Consider the following 17,704-nt stretch of genomic DNA (forward strand, 5'->3'; position numbering starts at 1 on the left):
CTATTCTTTTTTCTAGGTGCGGGGGCCGACTGATTCGGTGCGCTTTCGCGTCCCGTTTCCCTCGACCGCTTAGCCAATATAACGAATCTATATCGAAGGTGTCAACCCCCTCAGAAGAAAGTTTTGAGAAAATTTGAAAGCTATGCTTCGAGAGGGTTTGGAGGTTTTTGGGAGTGTTTGATGGCGATCGCCCACAGCTCGAAACTAAAAAATCTTTGTAGGCACTTGAACGATAGCTGCTTGGTTTCAGTTTCTGCTTGGATGTATTGATATAGGTTCTAATGATTTCTGGCTTGACCAAAGGAGCAGAGGTCTAAGACTGGGCAGCGATCGCAAGCAGGATTCCGGTAGTAGCAGCAGCGCTGACCGTGCAGCATTAGAACTTCGTGATTGTCGTAGACTTGCTGAGCGTTCCAATCGGGAGGAAGCTGGGCTTCTAGGAGAGCATGCGCTGGCCCCACGGCAGTATTAGTTGGAATCAAACCTAGGCGCACGGCTACTCGATGATGGTGGCTATCTACGGGTAAAGCGGGGCGACGCAACCGACTAAATAACAACACGGCTGCGCTTGTTTTAGGGCCTACACCAGGTAGCGACTCTAGCCATGCCCTTGCTTGGGTGACTGGTAATTCTGCTAGAAAGTCTAGGGATAGCTCGCCATTGTGACGATCGCTGATTAAACGCAGTATCTGCTGAATGCGAGGGGCTTTTTGTTCAGGCCAGGTACAAGGTGCGATCGCGGTTTGCATTTCCTGAATTGGGGCATCTCGAACGGCTGACCACTCCGGAAAGTGGGAGACCAACTGTTTAAAGGCGCAGGCGGAATCTGCGTTACGAGTCCGGTGAGACAGCAGCGCTGAAACCAACTCACTGAGGGGGTCTAGATCGTGAAAGAACGGAATGGGGCAACCGTACTGTGAGCATAGGCGATCGTGAATTAACAGGACTTTTTGCTGTAACTCTTTAGAGACGGCGGGCGATCGCAAAGTTTTAAATTCCTCAATGTCACGACACAGATCGAGAACAACTTTTAACTAATGCAGCTTTGTGACTAGCGGCTCTGTCAGCGGTTTGCTAAGTAGAGCACAGGCTGGTGAGCCAACTAGTCCTAGAGTAACAACGAAGCTTCCAGCGCATTTGCATTTCAGCGCTCACAATAGGAAGTAGAGAGATCGTACCCGCAGCTTTTTGGCAAATGGGAGCCTTGTATCTATGGTTGTCCACATCTCCAGTCGAGCCGACGAAATTCAAGTTCAAGCATTAGAACAACTGACTCAAGCGATCGCCCAACAACTGTTGACAGCCTCGCGAGAAAGTCGCTCCTTTTTTGCTCAAATGCGCGACCAAATGCGCTGGGATGACAAGTTGCTGGCTTGGGCTATGAGTAATCCTGGGTTGCGGGTACAGCTCTTTCGCTTCATTGACTGCTTACCATCCCTGCGTAGCAAAACTGAGATTGCTCGACATTTACAAGAGTATTTAGGAGACTCCAGTGTGGAGTTACCAGTAGCGCTTAAAGGCTTGCTCAACTTTGCCAGTCCAGATTCGCTGCCAGGACAAGTTGCAGCTACAACCGTTTCAACTGCGGTAGAAACTCTGGCGCATAAATACATTGCTGGGGAAAGCGTCAAGCAAGTCTTAAAAACGATCGAACGACTGCGGAAAGACAAGATGGCCTTTACCGTTGACTTGCTCGGTGAAGCGGTGATCACAGAAGTAGAAGCACAATCCTATTTAGATCGCTATTTAGACTTGATTACCCAGTTGACCAATGCTGCCAAAACTTGGTCAAAGGTTGAAGCAATCGACCAATCAGAGGGGGAGGAACTTGAGAAAGTTCAGGTTTCGGTCAAGCTGACCGCGTTTTATTCCCAATTCGATCCGTTGGATGATCAAGGCAGCGAAGCCAAAGTGAGCGATCGCATCCGGACTCTTTTACGACGAGCCAAGGAGCTTGGGGCTGCGGTTCACTTTGATATGGAGCAGTATGTTTACAAAGATTTGACCCTAGCGATTCTCAAGCAAATCTTGATGGAAGAGGAGTTTCGCAGTCGTACCGATATTGGCATAACTTTGCAAGCTTACTTACGAGATAGTGAACAAGATTTACAAGGTTTAGTGGCTTGGGCCAAGGAACGTGGCTATCCCGTTACTGTGCGCTTGGTCAAAGGTGCTTATTGGGACCAAGAGATTATCAAGGCCGCGCAAAAAGATTGGCCAGAACCTGTTTATCGGGATAAATCTTCCACGGATGCTAACTTTGAGGCCCTGACACGCATCTTGCTAGAAAACCACGAATATCTCTATGCGGCGATCGGGAGCCACAACGTCCGATCGCAGGCTTATGCGATCGCGATCGCCCAAACTCTCAAGATTCCTCGGCGGCGGATTGAGTTGCAGGTGCTCTACGGCATGGCAGATAAATTTGCCAAAGCTCTGGTTGAGCAGGGATATCGAGTACGAGTTTATTGTCCTTATGGTGACTTGATTCCAGGGATGGCTTACCTGATTCGTCGTCTGCTGGAAAACACCGCCAACAGTTCTTTCCTGCGCCAAAATCTCGAAGAGCGACCGATCGCAGAACTTTTGGCACCTCCACAAGTGACGTCAGCGGATCAAGCAGACACCGCTTCACTTCCGGTTTCTACTCATCAGGCTCATTTTCAGAATGTTCCTGACACCGACTATGCTGATTTAGCCCAACGGCAACCTGCTCTAAAGGCGATCGCCACGGTGCAGCAGCAGTTAGGCAAAGCTTACTGGCCACTGATTAACGGCGAATATCAGCAGACAGAAGCTCAGGTAGATTCTGTTAATCCTTCTAATCCCACAGAAGTGATTGGCCGCATTGGTTTGATGAGTCAGGTTCAAGCAGATGAGGCGATCGCAGCGGCCAAGGCAGCATTCCCAGCTTGGCAACGCACCCCTGCTGAGCAACGAGCGAATATTCTCCGCAAAGCTGCTGATTTGCTCAACCAACGACGCGCTGAGCTAGCTGCTTGGATTGTGCTGGAAGTTGGCAAACCCTTGCGGGAAGCAGATGGCGAAGTCTCCGAGGCGATCGATTTCTGCCGCTATTACGCTGATGAGATGGAGCGGCTGGAGCCAGGGCATAGTTACGATTTAGCGGGTGAAACCAATCGCTACCACTACCGACCCAGAGGTATTGTGCTAGTGATTTCCCCTTGGAATTTCCCTTTGGCAATTCCGACCGGGATGGCTGTGGCAGCATTAGTAGCAGGTAACTGCACCCTACTCAAACCTGCCGAAGTTTCCTCGGTGATTATTGCTAAACTGACCGAAATCTTGGTGGAGGCGGGCATTCCCAAAGGCGTTTTTCAGTATGTGCCAGCCAAAGGATCAACCGCTGGCGCTTATATGGTGAAACACCCGGATGTCCACATGATTACGTTTACCGGATCTCAAGAGGTGGGTTGCCGCATTTATGCGGATGCTGCCATTTTGCAACCAGGACAAAGACACCTCAAACGGGTAGTTGCTGAAATGGGTGGCAAAAACGCCATCATTATTGATGAAAGCGCTGATTTGGACCAAGCGGTGCAAGGTGTGGTGCAGTCAGCCTTTGGCTATAGCGGTCAAAAATGCTCTGCTTGCTCACGAGTCATTGTGATGGAGCCAATCTACGAAGGGTTTGTGGCTCGACTAGTAGAAGCAACGCGATCGCTGAATGTGGGGGATGCGGCTCATCCTAGTACTCAAGTTGGGCCTGTCATTGATGCTATGGCCCGCGATCGCATCAAGAGTTATATCGAACAAGGCAAATCTGAAGCCCAAGTTGCTTTAGAAATGCCAACTCCAGACACAGGATATTTTGTGGGGCCTGTGGTTTTTAGCGAAGTCGCTCCTACCGCCGCGATCGCCCAGGAAGAAATTTTTGGGCCAGTTTTATCGGTGATTCGGGCGCAGAATTTTGCTGAAGCTGTGGCGATCGCCAATGGTACGCAGTTTGCGCTTACAGGTGGTCTTTACTCTCGCACTCCCTCTCACATCCAGCAAGCTCAGACCGAGTTTGAAGTGGGCAATTTGTACATCAATCGAGGCATTACAGGCGCGATCGTAGCCCGGCAACCTTTCGGCGGCTTCAAGCTCTCTGGGGTTGGCTCCAAAGCAGGTGGCCCCGATTATCTACTGCAATTTTTAGAACCCTATGCGGTCACAGAGAATATCCAGCGGCAAGGCTTTGCCCCACTCGAAGGCGTGGACTAATTGCAATTCGAGGATGCGGAGTGACGGCTAATGGCGAACTTAAAGCTGGTAGTTGTGGCCTATACCGAAGCTAAAACGTTGATTCAAACCATTCGACACTTAGTTTTTCAAGTCGAGCAAGGTGTTACTCCAGCGCTAGATTTTGATGGACTAGATGCGGAGAGTCAACACATTCTAGCTTCTATTAATGGCCACGCTGTGGGTACAACGCGGCTGCGGCACTTAAATGAGCAAACCGTTAAGATCGAGCGGCTTGCTGTTTTACCAGAATTTCGCAACCAAGGAATTGGTCGTCAAATTATGGAGGCTGCACTTGAGTTTCTAACTCAATCTCAAGTCAAAACAGTGCAATTGCATGCTCAACTGTATATCAAAGACTTGTACCAAAAACTTGGCTTTGTTCAAGTTGGAGATGTGTTTGACGAAGCAGGCATTCTGCATGTCAAGATGCAAAAACAGTTGCGTGAATTCCAAGAATAATTTCAGTTACGGGCGATCGCTAACATACCAACATGAGCCATAGGTTTTTGGGAAGCAATATTGATGGTTAATCCAGAGCTAAGAATTGTCTCTTTAATTCCTAGTGCCACTGAGATTCTGGCCCAGTTAGGTCTGCTCAATCAAATTGTCGGGCGATCGCACGAATGTGATTATCCGGTAGAGATTCAAACCCGTCCAGTTTGCACAGAACCTAAATTTAACCCGGTAGGTACGAGTGCAGAAATTCACGATCGCGTGACTGACTTGCTCCAATCCGCGCTCAGCGTTTATCGAGTTAAAACTGAAGTTTTAGAGCAGTTAAAGCCGACTCACATTCTGACCCAAGCTCAATGTGAAGTTTGTGCTGTCAATCTAGCTGATGTTGAGCAAGCCGTGGCTACACTTACCCAGACTCAACCGCAAATTATCTCGCTACAACCCAATACGCTAAACGATGTTTGGGATGACATTGAACGAGTGGCGATCGCTTTGGGGCTCGAAAGTCAACCTAGCTTAAGCCACCTACAAGCAAGAGTGGAAGCTTGTGCAACCAAAACCAAAACTCTTAGCGATCGCCCCACGGTGGTTTGTATTGAATGGGCCGAACCGTTGATGGCCGCAGGCAATTGGATACCTGAGTTAGTTGAGTTAGCCGGAGGCCAATCCTTATTTGGCATCGTTGGTCAGCACTCGCCCTGGTTGCAATGGGATGCCTTAGTAACTGCCGACCCTGATGTGATAATTTTGATGCCCTGTGGTTATGACCTGGAACGCACTCATCAAGATGCGATCGCTTTAGCTAAACATCCTGAATGGTCAACGTTGCGAGCGGTGCAAGCAGGCAATGTTTATATTACAGATGGCAATCAATATTTCAACCGTCCTGGCCCTCGACTCGTAGATTCCTTAGAAATCCTAGCCGAGATTTTACATCCTCATTTATTTGATTTTGGCTATGAGGAGAGCGCAAAAAGGTTGGGGACAGCTTGAAAACACGTGCAGTAGCATCATGCAATTGCTGCTTAGCGACCCGTCATTTGCTCCAGCTTTTCGGGGTACCTGGCTCCTTGCACGGTAATTTGGGAGGCGGCACTTTCGATCTCACGCAAATCGTCGGACGTGAGTTCGACTGAAACTGCCCCGATGTTTTCTTCCAGGCGATGCAGCTTCGTGGTGCCGGGAATCGGGACGATCCACGCCTTCTGGGCTAGTAGCCAAGCAAGGGCGATCTGGCGGGTGTCGCCTGCTTCTGTTCTGCAATCTTGCTGAGCAGATCAATCAGGGCTTGATTTGCCTTGAGAGCCTCCGGTGTGAAGCGAGGCAGAGTGCTGCGGAAGTCGGAGCTGCCAAAGGTCGTGTTTTCGTCCATCTTGCCCGTGAGGAAACCCTTACCCAACGGACTATAGGGAACGAAACCGATGCCGAGTTCCTCAAGGGTCGGAATCACTTCCGCTTCAGGTTTTCTCCACCACAGCGAGTATTCGCTCTGGAGAGCCGTGACTGGCTGAACCGCGTGGGCGCGACGGATCGTTTGCACACCTGCTTCGGACAGGCTGAAGTGCTTGACCTTACCTGCCTGAATTAACTCCTTGACGGCTCCTGCCACGTCTTCAATTGGCACGTTTGGGTCAACGCGGTGCTGATAGAGTAGGTCGATCGCCTCGACCTTGAGCCGCTTGAGCGAGCCTTCTACCGCTTGCTTGATATGTTCGGGTCGGCTGTCCAACTCACTCCATCTTGATTCGTCGTTGGAAGCAGGTTTGAACCCGAACTTAGTAGCAATTACCACTTGATCGCGCAAAGGGGCGATCGCTTCACCCACAAGTTCTTCATTGGTGAATGGACCGTAAACCTCAGCAGTATCGAAGAATGTGACGCCGCGATCAACGGCTGAACGGATCAATGAAATCATCTCCTCTTATCGGCAGGCAGACCATAGGAAAAGCTCATGCCCATGCAGCCGAGTCCGATCGCGGAGACTTCCAGATTGCTATTTTCAAGTTTGCGTATTTGCATTAGTTTTCTCCATTGATGTGGAATTAATGTTGTTCGCTGTCGATCTCGTTGTCATCAGTCGTTTTCGCCGCGATCGCTGCTTACTGTGAGGTCATCAATGCGAGACGGGGCGGTCTTATGACCCCAGCGAGGCCACAGATAGAAGAGATTAAGGAGAACGAAGATCAGCACCGCCAGCTAGGGGAAGACCAGCGCAATCCCGGTGGCGATCGCATAAACGATCGGTCCAACAAGGAACTGCCGATTGAGCTTCCGTATCTTTGTTGGCGTGGTGTGAGGACTGAGCAACTGCCCTCCACGAGTTGCATACCGCCACATAATGTTGACGAAGATACCAATCACGGTCAAAATCCCACCATAGAAGGCAGCAGCAATTGGCTCGTCTGTTCCCCGGTGAAATGCTTCGGCGAGCACGGCGGTTGGGAACGGTAGGAATGCGATTAGCATCAGGTGGAGGACGTTCAGCAGCAACAGCGTTCCATCTACGCGAACGATGTGGTGAAACATGGCGTGGTGGTTGATCCAGATGGCACCGATCACCAGAAAGCTGACCACGTAGGCAAGGTAAGATGGTCAGACTTGGAGGAGTGCTGCCCCAATCGCTGTATCAGTTGGCGGCACTTTGATTTCGAGTACTAGCAGGGTGATGGCGATCGCGAATACGCCGTCGCTGAATGCCTCTAATCGGTTGGTCTCCACACTCACCCCCTCTGCGAGTAGTTGTCAAGTTTGTGCTTTTGCATGATCACCCTATTGATCTGCGATCGCCCTCAGGCTAACCGCCAGCCCATCCTTACCAGGGTTGCGTGGTTGGACCGATCGTAAATTCGTTCACGTTTGTGTCTTCTGGCTGGTCGATCGCAAACGCCACCACATTAGCGACTCGATCGGGTGAGATGCCATGTTGCTCATACAACTTGGTCATTTTTTCAGCCGCATCCTGATCAGTAATCTGATTTAACAACTCAGTGTTAATTGCAGCAGGGTAAATGGTCGCAGTCCGAATGTTAGTCCCTTCTTGGGCAGACTCCATGCGAAGAACTTCCATGAAATCGCGTACAAACCATTTCGTTCCACCATAGATTGCACCTCCTGGATACGCTTTTAATCCAGCAACCGATGAAGTGGTGATCACATGCCCAGACTTTTGGCTGACAAACGTTGGCAATACAGCCGCGATACCATTGAGGACACCCTTGATATTGATATCAACCGTTTGATTCCATTCATCAGCTTTCAATGCAGAAAGTGGAGAAGTTGGCATGATGCCAGCGTTCAAGAAAATAACATTGACACTTCCAAAGGTTTCCTCGGCAAGCTTGACGATCGCAGCGTTATCCGAGGGGTTAACCACATCCATCACTTGATAGACGGCTTGTCCACCAGCACTTTGAATTTCATCAACCAGTTGTTTTAATTTGTCCTCGCGTCGCGCACCCAATAGAACTTTCGCGCCTTTACTTGCCAGCAATTTTGCAGTTGCTTCACCAATCCCTGATGACGCGCCGGTAATAATCGTAACTTTGTCTTTAATCATCTTATTTCCTCTCTTTTTATTAACTACTGGGTTCCGCAAGAGTAGACTTGCTAATCAGCGGATAAGGGCATACCGACGGTTCGATGTGGCATCAGCAAAAACGGTTCTTTTGTCTCCGACCATTACTGCACCGTTTGACCACCGTCGATGACCATAGCGTGTCCAACCATGAAGGCAGCCGCATCCGAGCACAGCCAGACGACAGCCGCAGCGATCTCCTCAGGCTTGCCCATCCGTCCAATCGGCTCCTCCGCAATCACCTGCGATCGCCCTTCGTCTGTGCCGCCCGTGAAGCGACCCATCATTGGGGTGTCGATGTAGCCGGGACAGACGGCGTTGATGTGGATGTTCTGTGCGGCGTAGTCGAGGGCTGCCGCCTTGGTGAGACCAATTACACCATGCTTCGCGGCAGTGTACGCGGGACTACCCTTGATGCCGATGATTCCTGCTCCCGACGACGTGTTGACGATCGCACCGCCTCCCTGTTTAAGGATCAGTGGGATCTCGTGCTTCATGCACAGGAAAACGCCGCGCAGGTTGATGTCGATGATCCGATTCCACTCCTCTTCCTCGTATTCCGCAGTCGGAGCCGGATTTCTTGGCTCGATGCCCGCATTGTTAAAGGCGAAGTCCAATCGCCCAAAAGCCTCAACGGTCTTGTCCAGAGCCGCCTTTATGTCCTCGCTTCGCGTTACGTCGCACTTGACAGCAATTGCCTGTCCGCCCTGGTCTTCAATCAGGTGTACCGTTTCTTGATTACCCTGTTCTGAAATGTCAGCAGCTACGACCTTAGCGCCTTCACGGGCAAACGTCAGCGCTGCCTCGCGACCAATGCCGCTTGCTGCTCCAGTCACAAACGCAACTTTTCCTGTGAAGCTTCCATTCGAGTTAGATAGCATATTCTCTCCTGCATTAAAACGACAGTTTCTTGCTTACCGACTGAGATGTTGATTGAAAAAGGACGCAAGCTTGTCCCAAGGAATCAGGTTCTCCCGATCGTACAAATCGACATGTCCCGCGTTTGGAACGATGTAGAGTTCCTTTGGTTCGGCTGCGCGTTGATAGGCATCTTCGCTGAACTCCCTCGAATGGGCGTTATCACCTGTGATGAACAGCATGGGACGGGGCGAAATGGTCTCAATGTCATTGAACGGGTAGAAGTTCAGGAATTTGACGTTGCTGGTCAGTGTCGGATGGGTTGTCAGTTGCGGTGACGAACTTTTGGGGGTGTATTCGCCCCTGGCAGTGCGGTAGAAGTCATAAAACTCACGCTCAATCGCGGTGGAGTTCTCATTCAGTTCATGCACGGTTCCGCCTGTGTATTGGGTTTCGCCGCCCGTGAACTCCACATAGCGTTGCTCAGCCGCCTGTGCGATCGCTTGCTTCCTATGTTCGAGGGTTGTAGAACGTCTCAGCCCGTTACGGCTGGCTGCACCCATGTCATACATACTGACCGTCGCGATCGCCTTCATGCGCGAGTCGATCTTGGCAGCGCTGATGACGAAGCTGCCGCTGCCGCAAATCCCAAGAACGCCAATCCGGTTTCTATCAACAAATGACTGAGTGCCCAGAAAATCGACCGCAGCACTAAAATCCTCAGCATAAATATCCGGCGTAACAACGTTGCGAGGCTGCCCTTCACTCTCGCCCCAGAAGGATAAATCAAGGGACAAGGTGATGAATCCTTGCTCAGACAGCTTTTGGGCATACAGATTGGCGCTCTGTTCTTTGACTGCGCCCATTGGGTGCCCGACAATGATTGCCGGATGATTGGTGTTCTGATCCAAGTCTTTAGGAATGAAGAGATTCCCAACAACCTGCATGTTGTATTGGTTTCTGAACGTCACTCTTTGCATCGTTACTTGGCCGCTCTTGTAGAAGTTTTCTGCCCCCTCGACCACAGCAGGCTGCTGTACGGGTGTTTGGGAGATTTGACGCGAGGCGCGTGTTTGGTCGATCGCAAATGCTGCTGTTGTACAGATCGCACTCATCAAGAGAGTTGGTATTAAAACACGGTATTTCATGGATTTCTTTGTAAATGTGGGTTTGTCTGATGGGTTCACTTCGGTTCAATCGTCGCAAGCCGCTTCCTTGCTGTGGCCGCTTTATTGCGATTGCAACTCGATCGTCACTTCTACAGAACCAGGTACTTTCAATGCCTCGATGTCACCGTCAATTTTTCCGATAGCAGGAAGGTATCTCAAAAGCCTCAGGATCTCCCCTCATACTGCTCGTCGCTGACCTGTTCCATCCAGTCCACAGGGCTGCCGTTGAGCGCCTCGTGAATGGCAATATGAGTCATGGCTGTGGCAGCTGTGGCTCCGTGCCAGTGCTTTACGTCCGGTGGAATCCAGACGACATCACCGGGTCTGATTTCCTGGATTGGTTCACCCCATTGCTGAACCCAGCCAACTCCAGCCGTCACAAGCAGGGTCTGCCCCAGCGGATGTGTATGCCATGCAGTTCGGGCACCAGGCTCAAAGGCGACACTTGCACCAGATGTGCGTGACGGATCGTGCACCGGAAAAAGAGGGTTGATGCGTACAGGACCTGTGAAATAGTCGGCTGATCCTGCGGTGGAAGGCTGTGCACCACTCCGCGTGATTTCTACAGTCTGTGTGAGATCGCTAGATGAGACTTGTGTATGTCCTGCCTGTGCAAACCCCAAAGCAAATAATGTCATGACAGGTATTGCGAGCCGTTTCATTTTCGTTTCTCCATGTTTGTGTTTAGCCGTGCAGAGCTTTCCCACAGCGACGGATGCCTGCCGTGGATTTAATGATGCTTCTCGTGCAATCCTGAGAAGCGCTTAACCAAACAAACTTGAATGTTCTCTTGAAGAAAAATCCAGACGCTTACAAGCAGCCGGAGTCACGCTTCATTGCTTTAACCTCATTCTAGGAACCCTGAAAGGCAAGCAATAGGATGATTGTCTAGGATGGTTGTACAATCCTGCAAACTTGCACCAGCTTCGATCCAAGTCACGCTAGATTCTTATGCAGGCTTAGCTACCAAATCCTTTCTAGACCTTGATGTGTCCATAAATCAATTTGAACGGGCATAAGAAATGAACGCTACAAGAATGAGTGAAAAGTCCGGTGGAGCGTTGATGAATGACCCACAGGCAAAGCGCGAAGCAGACAGAGCGCGAGCCAACCGAGAGGAACTAACGGAGCGAATTGCCCAAGCAATCCGTCAGGATGGAACGATCGAGCCACTGAAAGGATTGCACTTTTATCGCATCTCCTCTCCTTCGGAATGCATCCATAGTGTCTCGATTCCTGCCTTTTGTGTGATTGCTCAGGGCAGCAAAGAAGTACTACTGGGGGGCGATCGCTATCAGTACGACCCAATGCATTATTTGCTGGGGACGGTCGAACTGCCGATTGCCAGCCGAATCCTAGAAGCAACCCAGGAAAGACCGTACCTGGGACTTCGGCTCGATCTCGACCCTACTCTCGTGGGTTCAGCCATGGTTGAGGCAGGCTATCCCTCAGCACAACGCGGTGCCAGTGTGAAAGCGATTGATGTGAGTCTATTGGATGCAGACCTGTTGGATGCTGTGGTGCGGCTTGTCAGGTTAGTAAATTCCCCTGCTGAAGCACATGTCCTGGCACCACTCATTAAGCGGGAGATTATTTATCGGCTCCTGATGGGAGAGCAAGGAGTGCGGCTGCGTCAGATTGCCGTTCTCGGTGGCTACACCCACCACATCGCCAGAGCCGTCGATCGACTGCGTCAAGACTTTAACCAGCCGCTTCGGATTGAAGATGTCGCCCGAGAGCTGGGCATGAGTGTCTCGGGCTTTCACCACCACTTCAAGTCGGTCACGGCCATGAGTCCCTTGCAGTTTCAGAAACAACTGCGGCTTCAAGAGGCTCGCCGTCTGATGTTGGGGCAAAACCTGGATGCGACCAGTGCGGCTTATCGTGTAGGTTATGACGATGCCTCACACTTTAACCGAGAGTACAAGCGGCTCTTTGGCGCACCCCCGATGCGCGATGTGGAGCGGCTGCGAGAAGCGGTTAGGGAGACTGCTAGTTTAATCTGATCTCCTCAACATGCCCTAATCTTGCCAGAAACCGTTAAAACACTGTCGTCCAAGAGAGGATATCCCAGCAATTGGCGTGTTGAGAGCGATCGCTCTTTTACCAAACAGAATCAAGACTGAGCACAAACCTAGGCAGTATCCCTTCCCCTGAAAGCGTTAGAGGTGATTCTAGAATCTCCACATCGCGATCGCGACGGTAAATTTCTACTTGTTGAGAACTGCGATCGAGCAACCAACCCAGCTGTACTCCATTCTCACGATATTCCTGCATTTTTTCTTGTACTGTGGTCAAGCGATCGCTGGGCGATACCAACTCAATCACAAAGTCTGGACAGAGAGGAATAAATCCTGCTTTTTGCTCAGCTGTAAGAGCATTCCATCGTGCCTGCTGAATCCAAGCGACATCGGGAGAACGATTGGCACCGTTAGGCAGCTTAAAGCCTGTGGAAGAATCAAAAGCAACTCCTAATTTCGCTTGGCGGTTCCAGATGCCCAACTCAACCGAAATTTCAAAGTTGCTTCTTCCCGTATCTCCTCCCGTGGGTGCCATGATGATCAGTTCTCCCGTCGCAGAGCGTTCAAATTTCAAATCACGATTTTTCTGACAGAGCTGATAGAATTGCTCGTCGGTTAGGTCAATTACCGAATTGAAGTCAACCGTAAAGCTAGTCATGGCGCGATCGCAGCACTCCACAAACAGATGCCTTTAATTTAACGCAAGCAAAAAGGGAGGCTCAAATATGCCTCCCCTCAGCAGATTAACTAACTCACTGGCGCTAACTGTTTAAGCAGACTAAAAAATTAACAGCTCGCCTGACTATTCAACCCCTTCAATACGGTCTTCCACTTCCTGATACAGTTCGCGGAGCATATCGAGGTTTTCTTCGCTGGTTTCCCAGTAGCCGCGACCGTTGACTTCTAGCAGTGTGGAAACCATCTTGCGGAACGAGTGGGGATTGAGGTTCAGCAACCGCTTCCGCATTTCTTCGTCTTGGATAAATGTGGCATTGGTATCTTCGTAGATCCAGTTGTCCACTGCACCAGCGGTCGCCGACCAACCCATCGTGTTTACCAAACGCTTGGAGAGTTCCCGCACGCCTTCGTAGCCGTGGCTGAGCATCCCTTCGTACCACTTGGGGTTCAGCATCTTAGTGCGAGCATCCAGACGCACGGTTTCCGAGAGGGTTCGCACTTGAGCGTTAGCAGTTGTGGTATCTGCAATGAAGGAAGCAGGAGCTGTGCCATCGCCCCGGAGCCGCGCCACAACTTTGGTGGGATCGGAGTCAAAGTAGTGGGACACATCTGTGAGAGAGATCTCAGAGGAGTCCAGGTTTTGGAAGGTGACATCCACCGTCTTCAAGGCTGACTCAAACAAACTGCGGTCTTGCTCCATCATCCCCGGGTTATCGGAGTTGAAGGCAAAAGACTTGCGGGCCAAGTACATGTCTTGGAGTTCGGATTCAGCTTCCCAAGTGCTGTTCTCCACAGCCAGGTTGACATTGGCCGCGTAAGAACCAGAAGCATTTGAGAACACGCGAGTCGCTGCTTGCCGCAGGTTGATGCCCATGTCTTCGGCTTGCTTCATTGCGTGCTTGCGGACAAAGTTCATCTCTAAAGGTTCATCCGCTTCAGCAGCCATCTTAATGGCGCGATCGAGCAGGTTCATTTGGTTGATGAACAAGTCACGGAACACCCCGGAGCAATTCACGACCACATCCACGCGAGGCCGACCGAGTTCTTCTAGGGGGATCATCTCCAGCTTGTTGACCCGTCCCAGAGCATCAGCGACAGGCCGTACCCCTACCAACAGCATTACCTGCGCTAAGGATTCACCGTAGGTCTTGATGTTGTCTGTCCCCCAGAGGACGAAGGAAACGGTTTCGGGCCATTGACCGTTGTTTTCTGCTCTTTGCCGAGCCAAGAGACGATCGACCACGATTTGAGCGGCTTGTACTGCTGCTGTCGTGGGAATCGATTGAGGGTCAAGGGCGTGAATGTTTTTACCTGTGGGCAGCACATCCGGGTTGCGAATGGGATCACCACCGGGGCCAGGAAGGACGTATTCACCTTCGAGGGCTTTGAGCAAAGCACCGAGTTCGTTATCTGCCACGATTTGCTTGAGGCAGAATTCTAGGTACTCAAACAGGGGCTTGATGTCGTCAGTGTTGACTTTGGGATAGCCCGCTTGCTGCAAGGCTTCAATCCAGGGTTCTTTGCGACCCATGTTGAAGAAGTTGAGCACCGAGACTTTGGAGACTCGACCATCGGCATCAGTTTGCTCTTTCACCAAGGCAGCGACAGCAGCACGGCAGGCCAGGGTGATGTCTTGCAACAGTTGGACATCTTCGAGCATACCGCGATCGCTGTTCTTGTAGATGTCGTCAATGTCGCGACCAATGCTCTCAGCAATAATCCGCAGTAAGCTCTTGACTTCTTCTTCAGGGCGATCGAGTCCCCCAATATTGACCAGAGTCGCGATCGCTTCTTCAGCAGTGGGTGGTTTGCCAATCACATGCAGGCCACAGGGCAGCAAGCGCGATTCGATCTCCATCAACTTGCGGTAGACCATGCCTACAATATTGTCCCGCTCTTCTGCCGTCATATCTTTGGCATCTTGATCGGGCAGGGCAATATCTTTGTCCAAGTTGACGATCCGGCACTTGTCCATAATCGTGTTGACGATGGGGACGCCGCGACCGCTATCTTTCAGGGTTTGGTAAGAAGCAATTAGTTCGCTTAGCTCTTTTAACCCTTTGTAGAGGCCCGCATTTTCGGCAGGAGGTGTGAGGTAAGAGATCGTTTCAGCGTAAGAGCGGCGCTTGGCGATCGTAGCTTCTGAAGGATTGTTAGCGGCGTAGTAGTAGAGGTTGGGGATGTTACCGATCAAGTTATCGGGGTAGCACTCACCCGACATCCCCATTTGCTTACCGGGCATGAACTCCAAGGAGCCGTGGGTACCAAAGTGTAGCACTGCATCGGCTTTCCAGATCTGCTCCAGGTAGGTGTAGTAGGCAGCAAAGCCGTGGTGAGGGCTAGCCGAGCGGGAGAACAGCAACCGCATCGGATCACCTTCGTAGCCAAAGGTAGGCTGCACCCCAATAAACACATTGCCAAAGTGCTTGCCGTAGATCAGCAGGTTTTGACCATCGGTGTTGAGGTGTCCGGGTGCAGGTCCCCAAGACTCATGTAGGCGCTCATGGTAAGGTGTTAGCTCCTCGTACTCAGGCACCGACATCTTGTAGGCGATGTTGAGTTCGGGGCTGTTGTACTGAGCTTGAGCATCATGAATCACCTCTAGCATCAGTGCTTCTGGAGACTCAGGTAATTCCGGTACGTCGTAACCATTTTGCTTCATGGCTTCCAGCACTTTGTAGATGGAGCCAAAGACATCCAGGTAAGCAGCAGTGCCGACGTTACCTTTGTCCGGTGGGAAGCTGAAAACGGTGATTGCTAGTTTCTTGTCTACTTTGGGTTTGCGGCGGAGGCTGGCCCACTTCATCGCCCGTTGAGCCACTGCTTCAATTCGGTCTTGCAGAGCGATCGCTTTACCCGTAGCACCATCCCGACCAGAGAGAATAATCGGCTCGATCGCGCCATCGAGTTCCGGGATCGCAATTTGCAATGCCACTTGGATCGGGTGCAGACCGAGGTCGCTATCTTGCCATTCTTCTGTCGTTTGGAAGACCAGCGGCAACGCCACCATGTAGGGACGGTTCAAGCGTTTCAAAGACTCGATCGCTTTGGGATGATCTTGCCGTGCGGGGCCACCTACTAGAGCAAATCCAGTTAAAGAAACGACAGTATCAACGATCGTGGTTTTGGCGATCGGGTCTTGGAAGTAGGCATCAATGGGCTTGGAGAAATCCAGACCGCCTGCAAAGACGGGAATAACCCGTGCGCCCATGCACTCCAGTTCTTGCACCATTGCCACATAGTGAGCATCGTCACCTGTGACTAGGTGTGTCCGTTGCAGCACCAAACCCACACAAGGAGCCAACGGATCTTTGAGGTCGGCAGAAATGTCGGTGCGGTTGTTGTACCAGTTGAAGTATTCTTTGACATCCTCGTACATGGCAGGGGCGAGGGGATGCCAGATGCCCATATCAGGGTAGGTGACAGGATCGCGGTATTGCAAAGGCGCGAAGCTCTGCTGACCCACTCCCTTGGCGACGTATTTATCGCTCAGCATCAGCAGGAAGTTTTCTAGGTTTTCCTGAGAGCCGCCGAGCCAGTATTGGAAGCTGAGCATGAAGTTGCGGGCATCCTGCGCCTTGTCCATTGGCAGGTACTTTAGCACCTTGGGCAAGGTTTGCAGCAGCTTTAACATGCCGTCTTGGAAACCCGAACCAGCTTTTTCTTTGCGCTTCCGCATGAACTGGGCGATCGCGCTCTTTGACTGGCCCAACTGCGCCATTGAGAAGGTGCCCATTTTGTTCAGGCGCATGACTTCTGGCATGGAAGGGAAGACCACGGCCACATCCAGGCGATCGCGGTGCGGTTCTACTGCCGCAACCACTTTTTCTGCCAACTCTTCAATAAAAATCAGTGACGCAATGAAAATATTGGCGTTGGCGACATCTTGCTCAAGCGCTTCAAGATTCTCAGGGCTGCGGAGTTCTTCCAACAAGTAACCGCTGATCTCGATCGCCACATTGGGATTGTTCTTGTTAATAGAGCGAACCGCTGCTGAGAGAGAACTCTGATACTGCGGCTCTAGCACGACATAGACCACCTTAATGAGAGAGCGCCCTTGGATGTTGTCAGGCGCAATGTGTCGAACGGTGGGCTTGACGTGGGTGAACATGCGGTTGGGCTCCTTGTTATACGTGTTCTCTTATTGGCATCACTCGGGATCGGCTGGGAAAGGATATGACTCCAGCTTTCCACCCATTCGCCTTTCAGCCACTCACGGGACAACTTGGGCTTGTTTCACCAAAGGTGCCTCATCTTGGACATGTCTTGTAAAACCCAACGCTAGGATAGAAGCAAGGTTTTGAACGGTGAGACAAATTAGTGGCCCATGAGTGTTTTTACCAGAAAATCCTTGCCAAGTGAGCAGTTTGACAGCTAACTGACACAATTTGATAAAAAAACTGAGAAATTTCTTTACATTTATTTACAATAAGCAAGTGCAATCACTCATATGTTTTTAATATTTCTTAACTTTTCTGTATAAAATTTTCTTGAGAGACTCAGGTAGGGTAGCAAAACCTCAACAGGCAAAGGGACAAGTTGGCTGCATCGCCTGGACTGACAATAATTATTTTGAGAAATAATTAATAATTTGGTAGCTTTTTAGGTGTTAATTTTCCCAAAAAAATTTATTTTTGGCAGGAATTTAAGGATTTAACGTATTAGAAGCCGCTCCTTTAATTCGATTGATTGCTTCAGTC

At 50.7% G+C, this 17,704-nt stretch carries 13 protein-coding genes and 1 pseudogene; 4 read left to right on the plus strand and 10 right to left on the minus strand.

From position 1 onward, the window contains the following. Positions 1-278 precede the first annotated feature (278 nt). The gene (locus KME12_20985; GenBank protein ID MBW4490263.1) at positions 279-986 is read right to left on the minus strand and encodes a Fe-S cluster assembly protein HesB; all 708 of its coding nucleotides are present in this window, start codon (positions 984-986) and stop codon (positions 279-281) included. A gap of 226 nt (positions 987-1,212) precedes the next feature. On the opposite strand from KME12_20985, the gene pruA reads away from it, so the two are divergent. The 3 genes from pruA to KME12_21000 all read left to right on the plus strand — a co-directional run bounded on the left by pruA (position 1,213) and on the right by KME12_21000 (position 5,697). Further along, positions 1,213-4,227 (plus strand): L-glutamate gamma-semialdehyde dehydrogenase, encoded by a 3,015-nt coding sequence (gene pruA / locus KME12_20990; GenBank protein MBW4490264.1) that lies wholly within the window; start codon positions 1,213-1,215, stop codon positions 4,225-4,227. 30 nt (positions 4,228-4,257) lie between these two features. Then, positions 4,258-4,707: a GNAT family N-acetyltransferase gene (locus tag KME12_20995; protein ID MBW4490265.1), complete on the plus strand. Its 450-nt coding sequence runs from the start codon at positions 4,258-4,260 to the stop codon at positions 4,705-4,707. Positions 4,708-4,770: 63 nt separating this feature from the next. Beyond that, positions 4,771-5,697: a cobalamin-binding protein gene (locus KME12_21000; protein MBW4490266.1), complete on the plus strand. Its 927-nt coding sequence runs from the start codon at positions 4,771-4,773 to the stop codon at positions 5,695-5,697. 32 nt (positions 5,698-5,729) lie between these two features. On the opposite strand, the pseudogene KME12_21005 reads toward KME12_21000, so the two are convergent. The 7 genes and pseudogenes from KME12_21005 to KME12_21035 all read right to left on the minus strand — a co-directional run bounded on the left by KME12_21005 (position 5,730) and on the right by KME12_21035 (position 10,967). Continuing rightward, positions 5,730-6,723 (minus strand): annotated as a pseudogene (locus KME12_21005) (aldo/keto reductase). Positions 6,724-6,900: 177 nt separating this feature from the next. Then, positions 6,901-7,278: a DUF1211 domain-containing protein gene (locus KME12_21010; GenBank protein MBW4490267.1), complete on the minus strand. Its 378-nt coding sequence runs from the start codon at positions 7,276-7,278 to the stop codon at positions 6,901-6,903. Positions 7,279-7,296: 18 nt separating this feature from the next. Continuing rightward, positions 7,297-7,428, minus strand: a complete 132-nt coding sequence (locus KME12_21015) for a DUF1211 domain-containing protein (protein MBW4490268.1) — start codon at positions 7,426-7,428, stop codon at positions 7,297-7,299. A gap of 88 nt (positions 7,429-7,516) precedes the next feature. Continuing rightward, on the minus strand, positions 7,517-8,260 hold the full coding sequence (locus KME12_21020) for an SDR family oxidoreductase (protein ID MBW4490269.1): 744 nt from the start codon (positions 8,258-8,260) through the stop codon (positions 7,517-7,519). Positions 8,261-8,382: 122 nt separating this feature from the next. After that, on the minus strand, positions 8,383-9,159 hold the full coding sequence (locus tag KME12_21025; protein MBW4490270.1) for an SDR family oxidoreductase: 777 nt from the start codon (positions 9,157-9,159) through the stop codon (positions 8,383-8,385). Between the two features lie 33 nt (positions 9,160-9,192). Then, positions 9,193-10,251, minus strand: coding sequence for an alpha/beta hydrolase (locus KME12_21030; GenBank protein MBW4490271.1), 1,059 nt, complete (start codon positions 10,249-10,251; stop codon positions 9,193-9,195). 218 nt (positions 10,252-10,469) lie between these two features. After that, positions 10,470-10,967 (minus strand): cupin domain-containing protein, encoded by a 498-nt coding sequence (locus KME12_21035; protein MBW4490272.1) that lies wholly within the window; start codon positions 10,965-10,967, stop codon positions 10,470-10,472. A gap of 360 nt (positions 10,968-11,327) precedes the next feature. Between KME12_21035 and KME12_21040 the strand changes: the two genes are divergently transcribed. Next, positions 11,328-12,311, plus strand: a complete 984-nt coding sequence (locus KME12_21040; protein MBW4490273.1) for an AraC family transcriptional regulator — start codon at positions 11,328-11,330, stop codon at positions 12,309-12,311. Between the two features lie 97 nt (positions 12,312-12,408). Here KME12_21040 and KME12_21045 read toward each other — a convergent pair whose 3' ends face one another. Together KME12_21045 and KME12_21050 are read right to left on the minus strand one after the other, a co-directional pair. Beyond that, entirely contained in the window at positions 12,409-12,984 is a 576-nt protein-coding gene (locus tag KME12_21045) for a Uma2 family endonuclease (protein ID MBW4490274.1), read from the minus strand. A gap of 144 nt (positions 12,985-13,128) precedes the next feature. Beyond that, a complete protein-coding gene (locus tag KME12_21050) occupies positions 13,129-17,115 on the minus strand; it encodes a magnesium chelatase subunit H (protein MBW4490275.1) in 3,987 nt (1,328 codons plus the stop codon). Positions 17,116-17,704: the final 589 nt, after the last annotated feature.

This window comes from Trichocoleus desertorum ATA4-8-CV12 (assembly GCA_019358975.1).
Lineage (GTDB): Bacteria > Cyanobacteriota > Cyanobacteriia > FACHB-46 > FACHB-46 > Trichocoleus > Trichocoleus desertorum_A.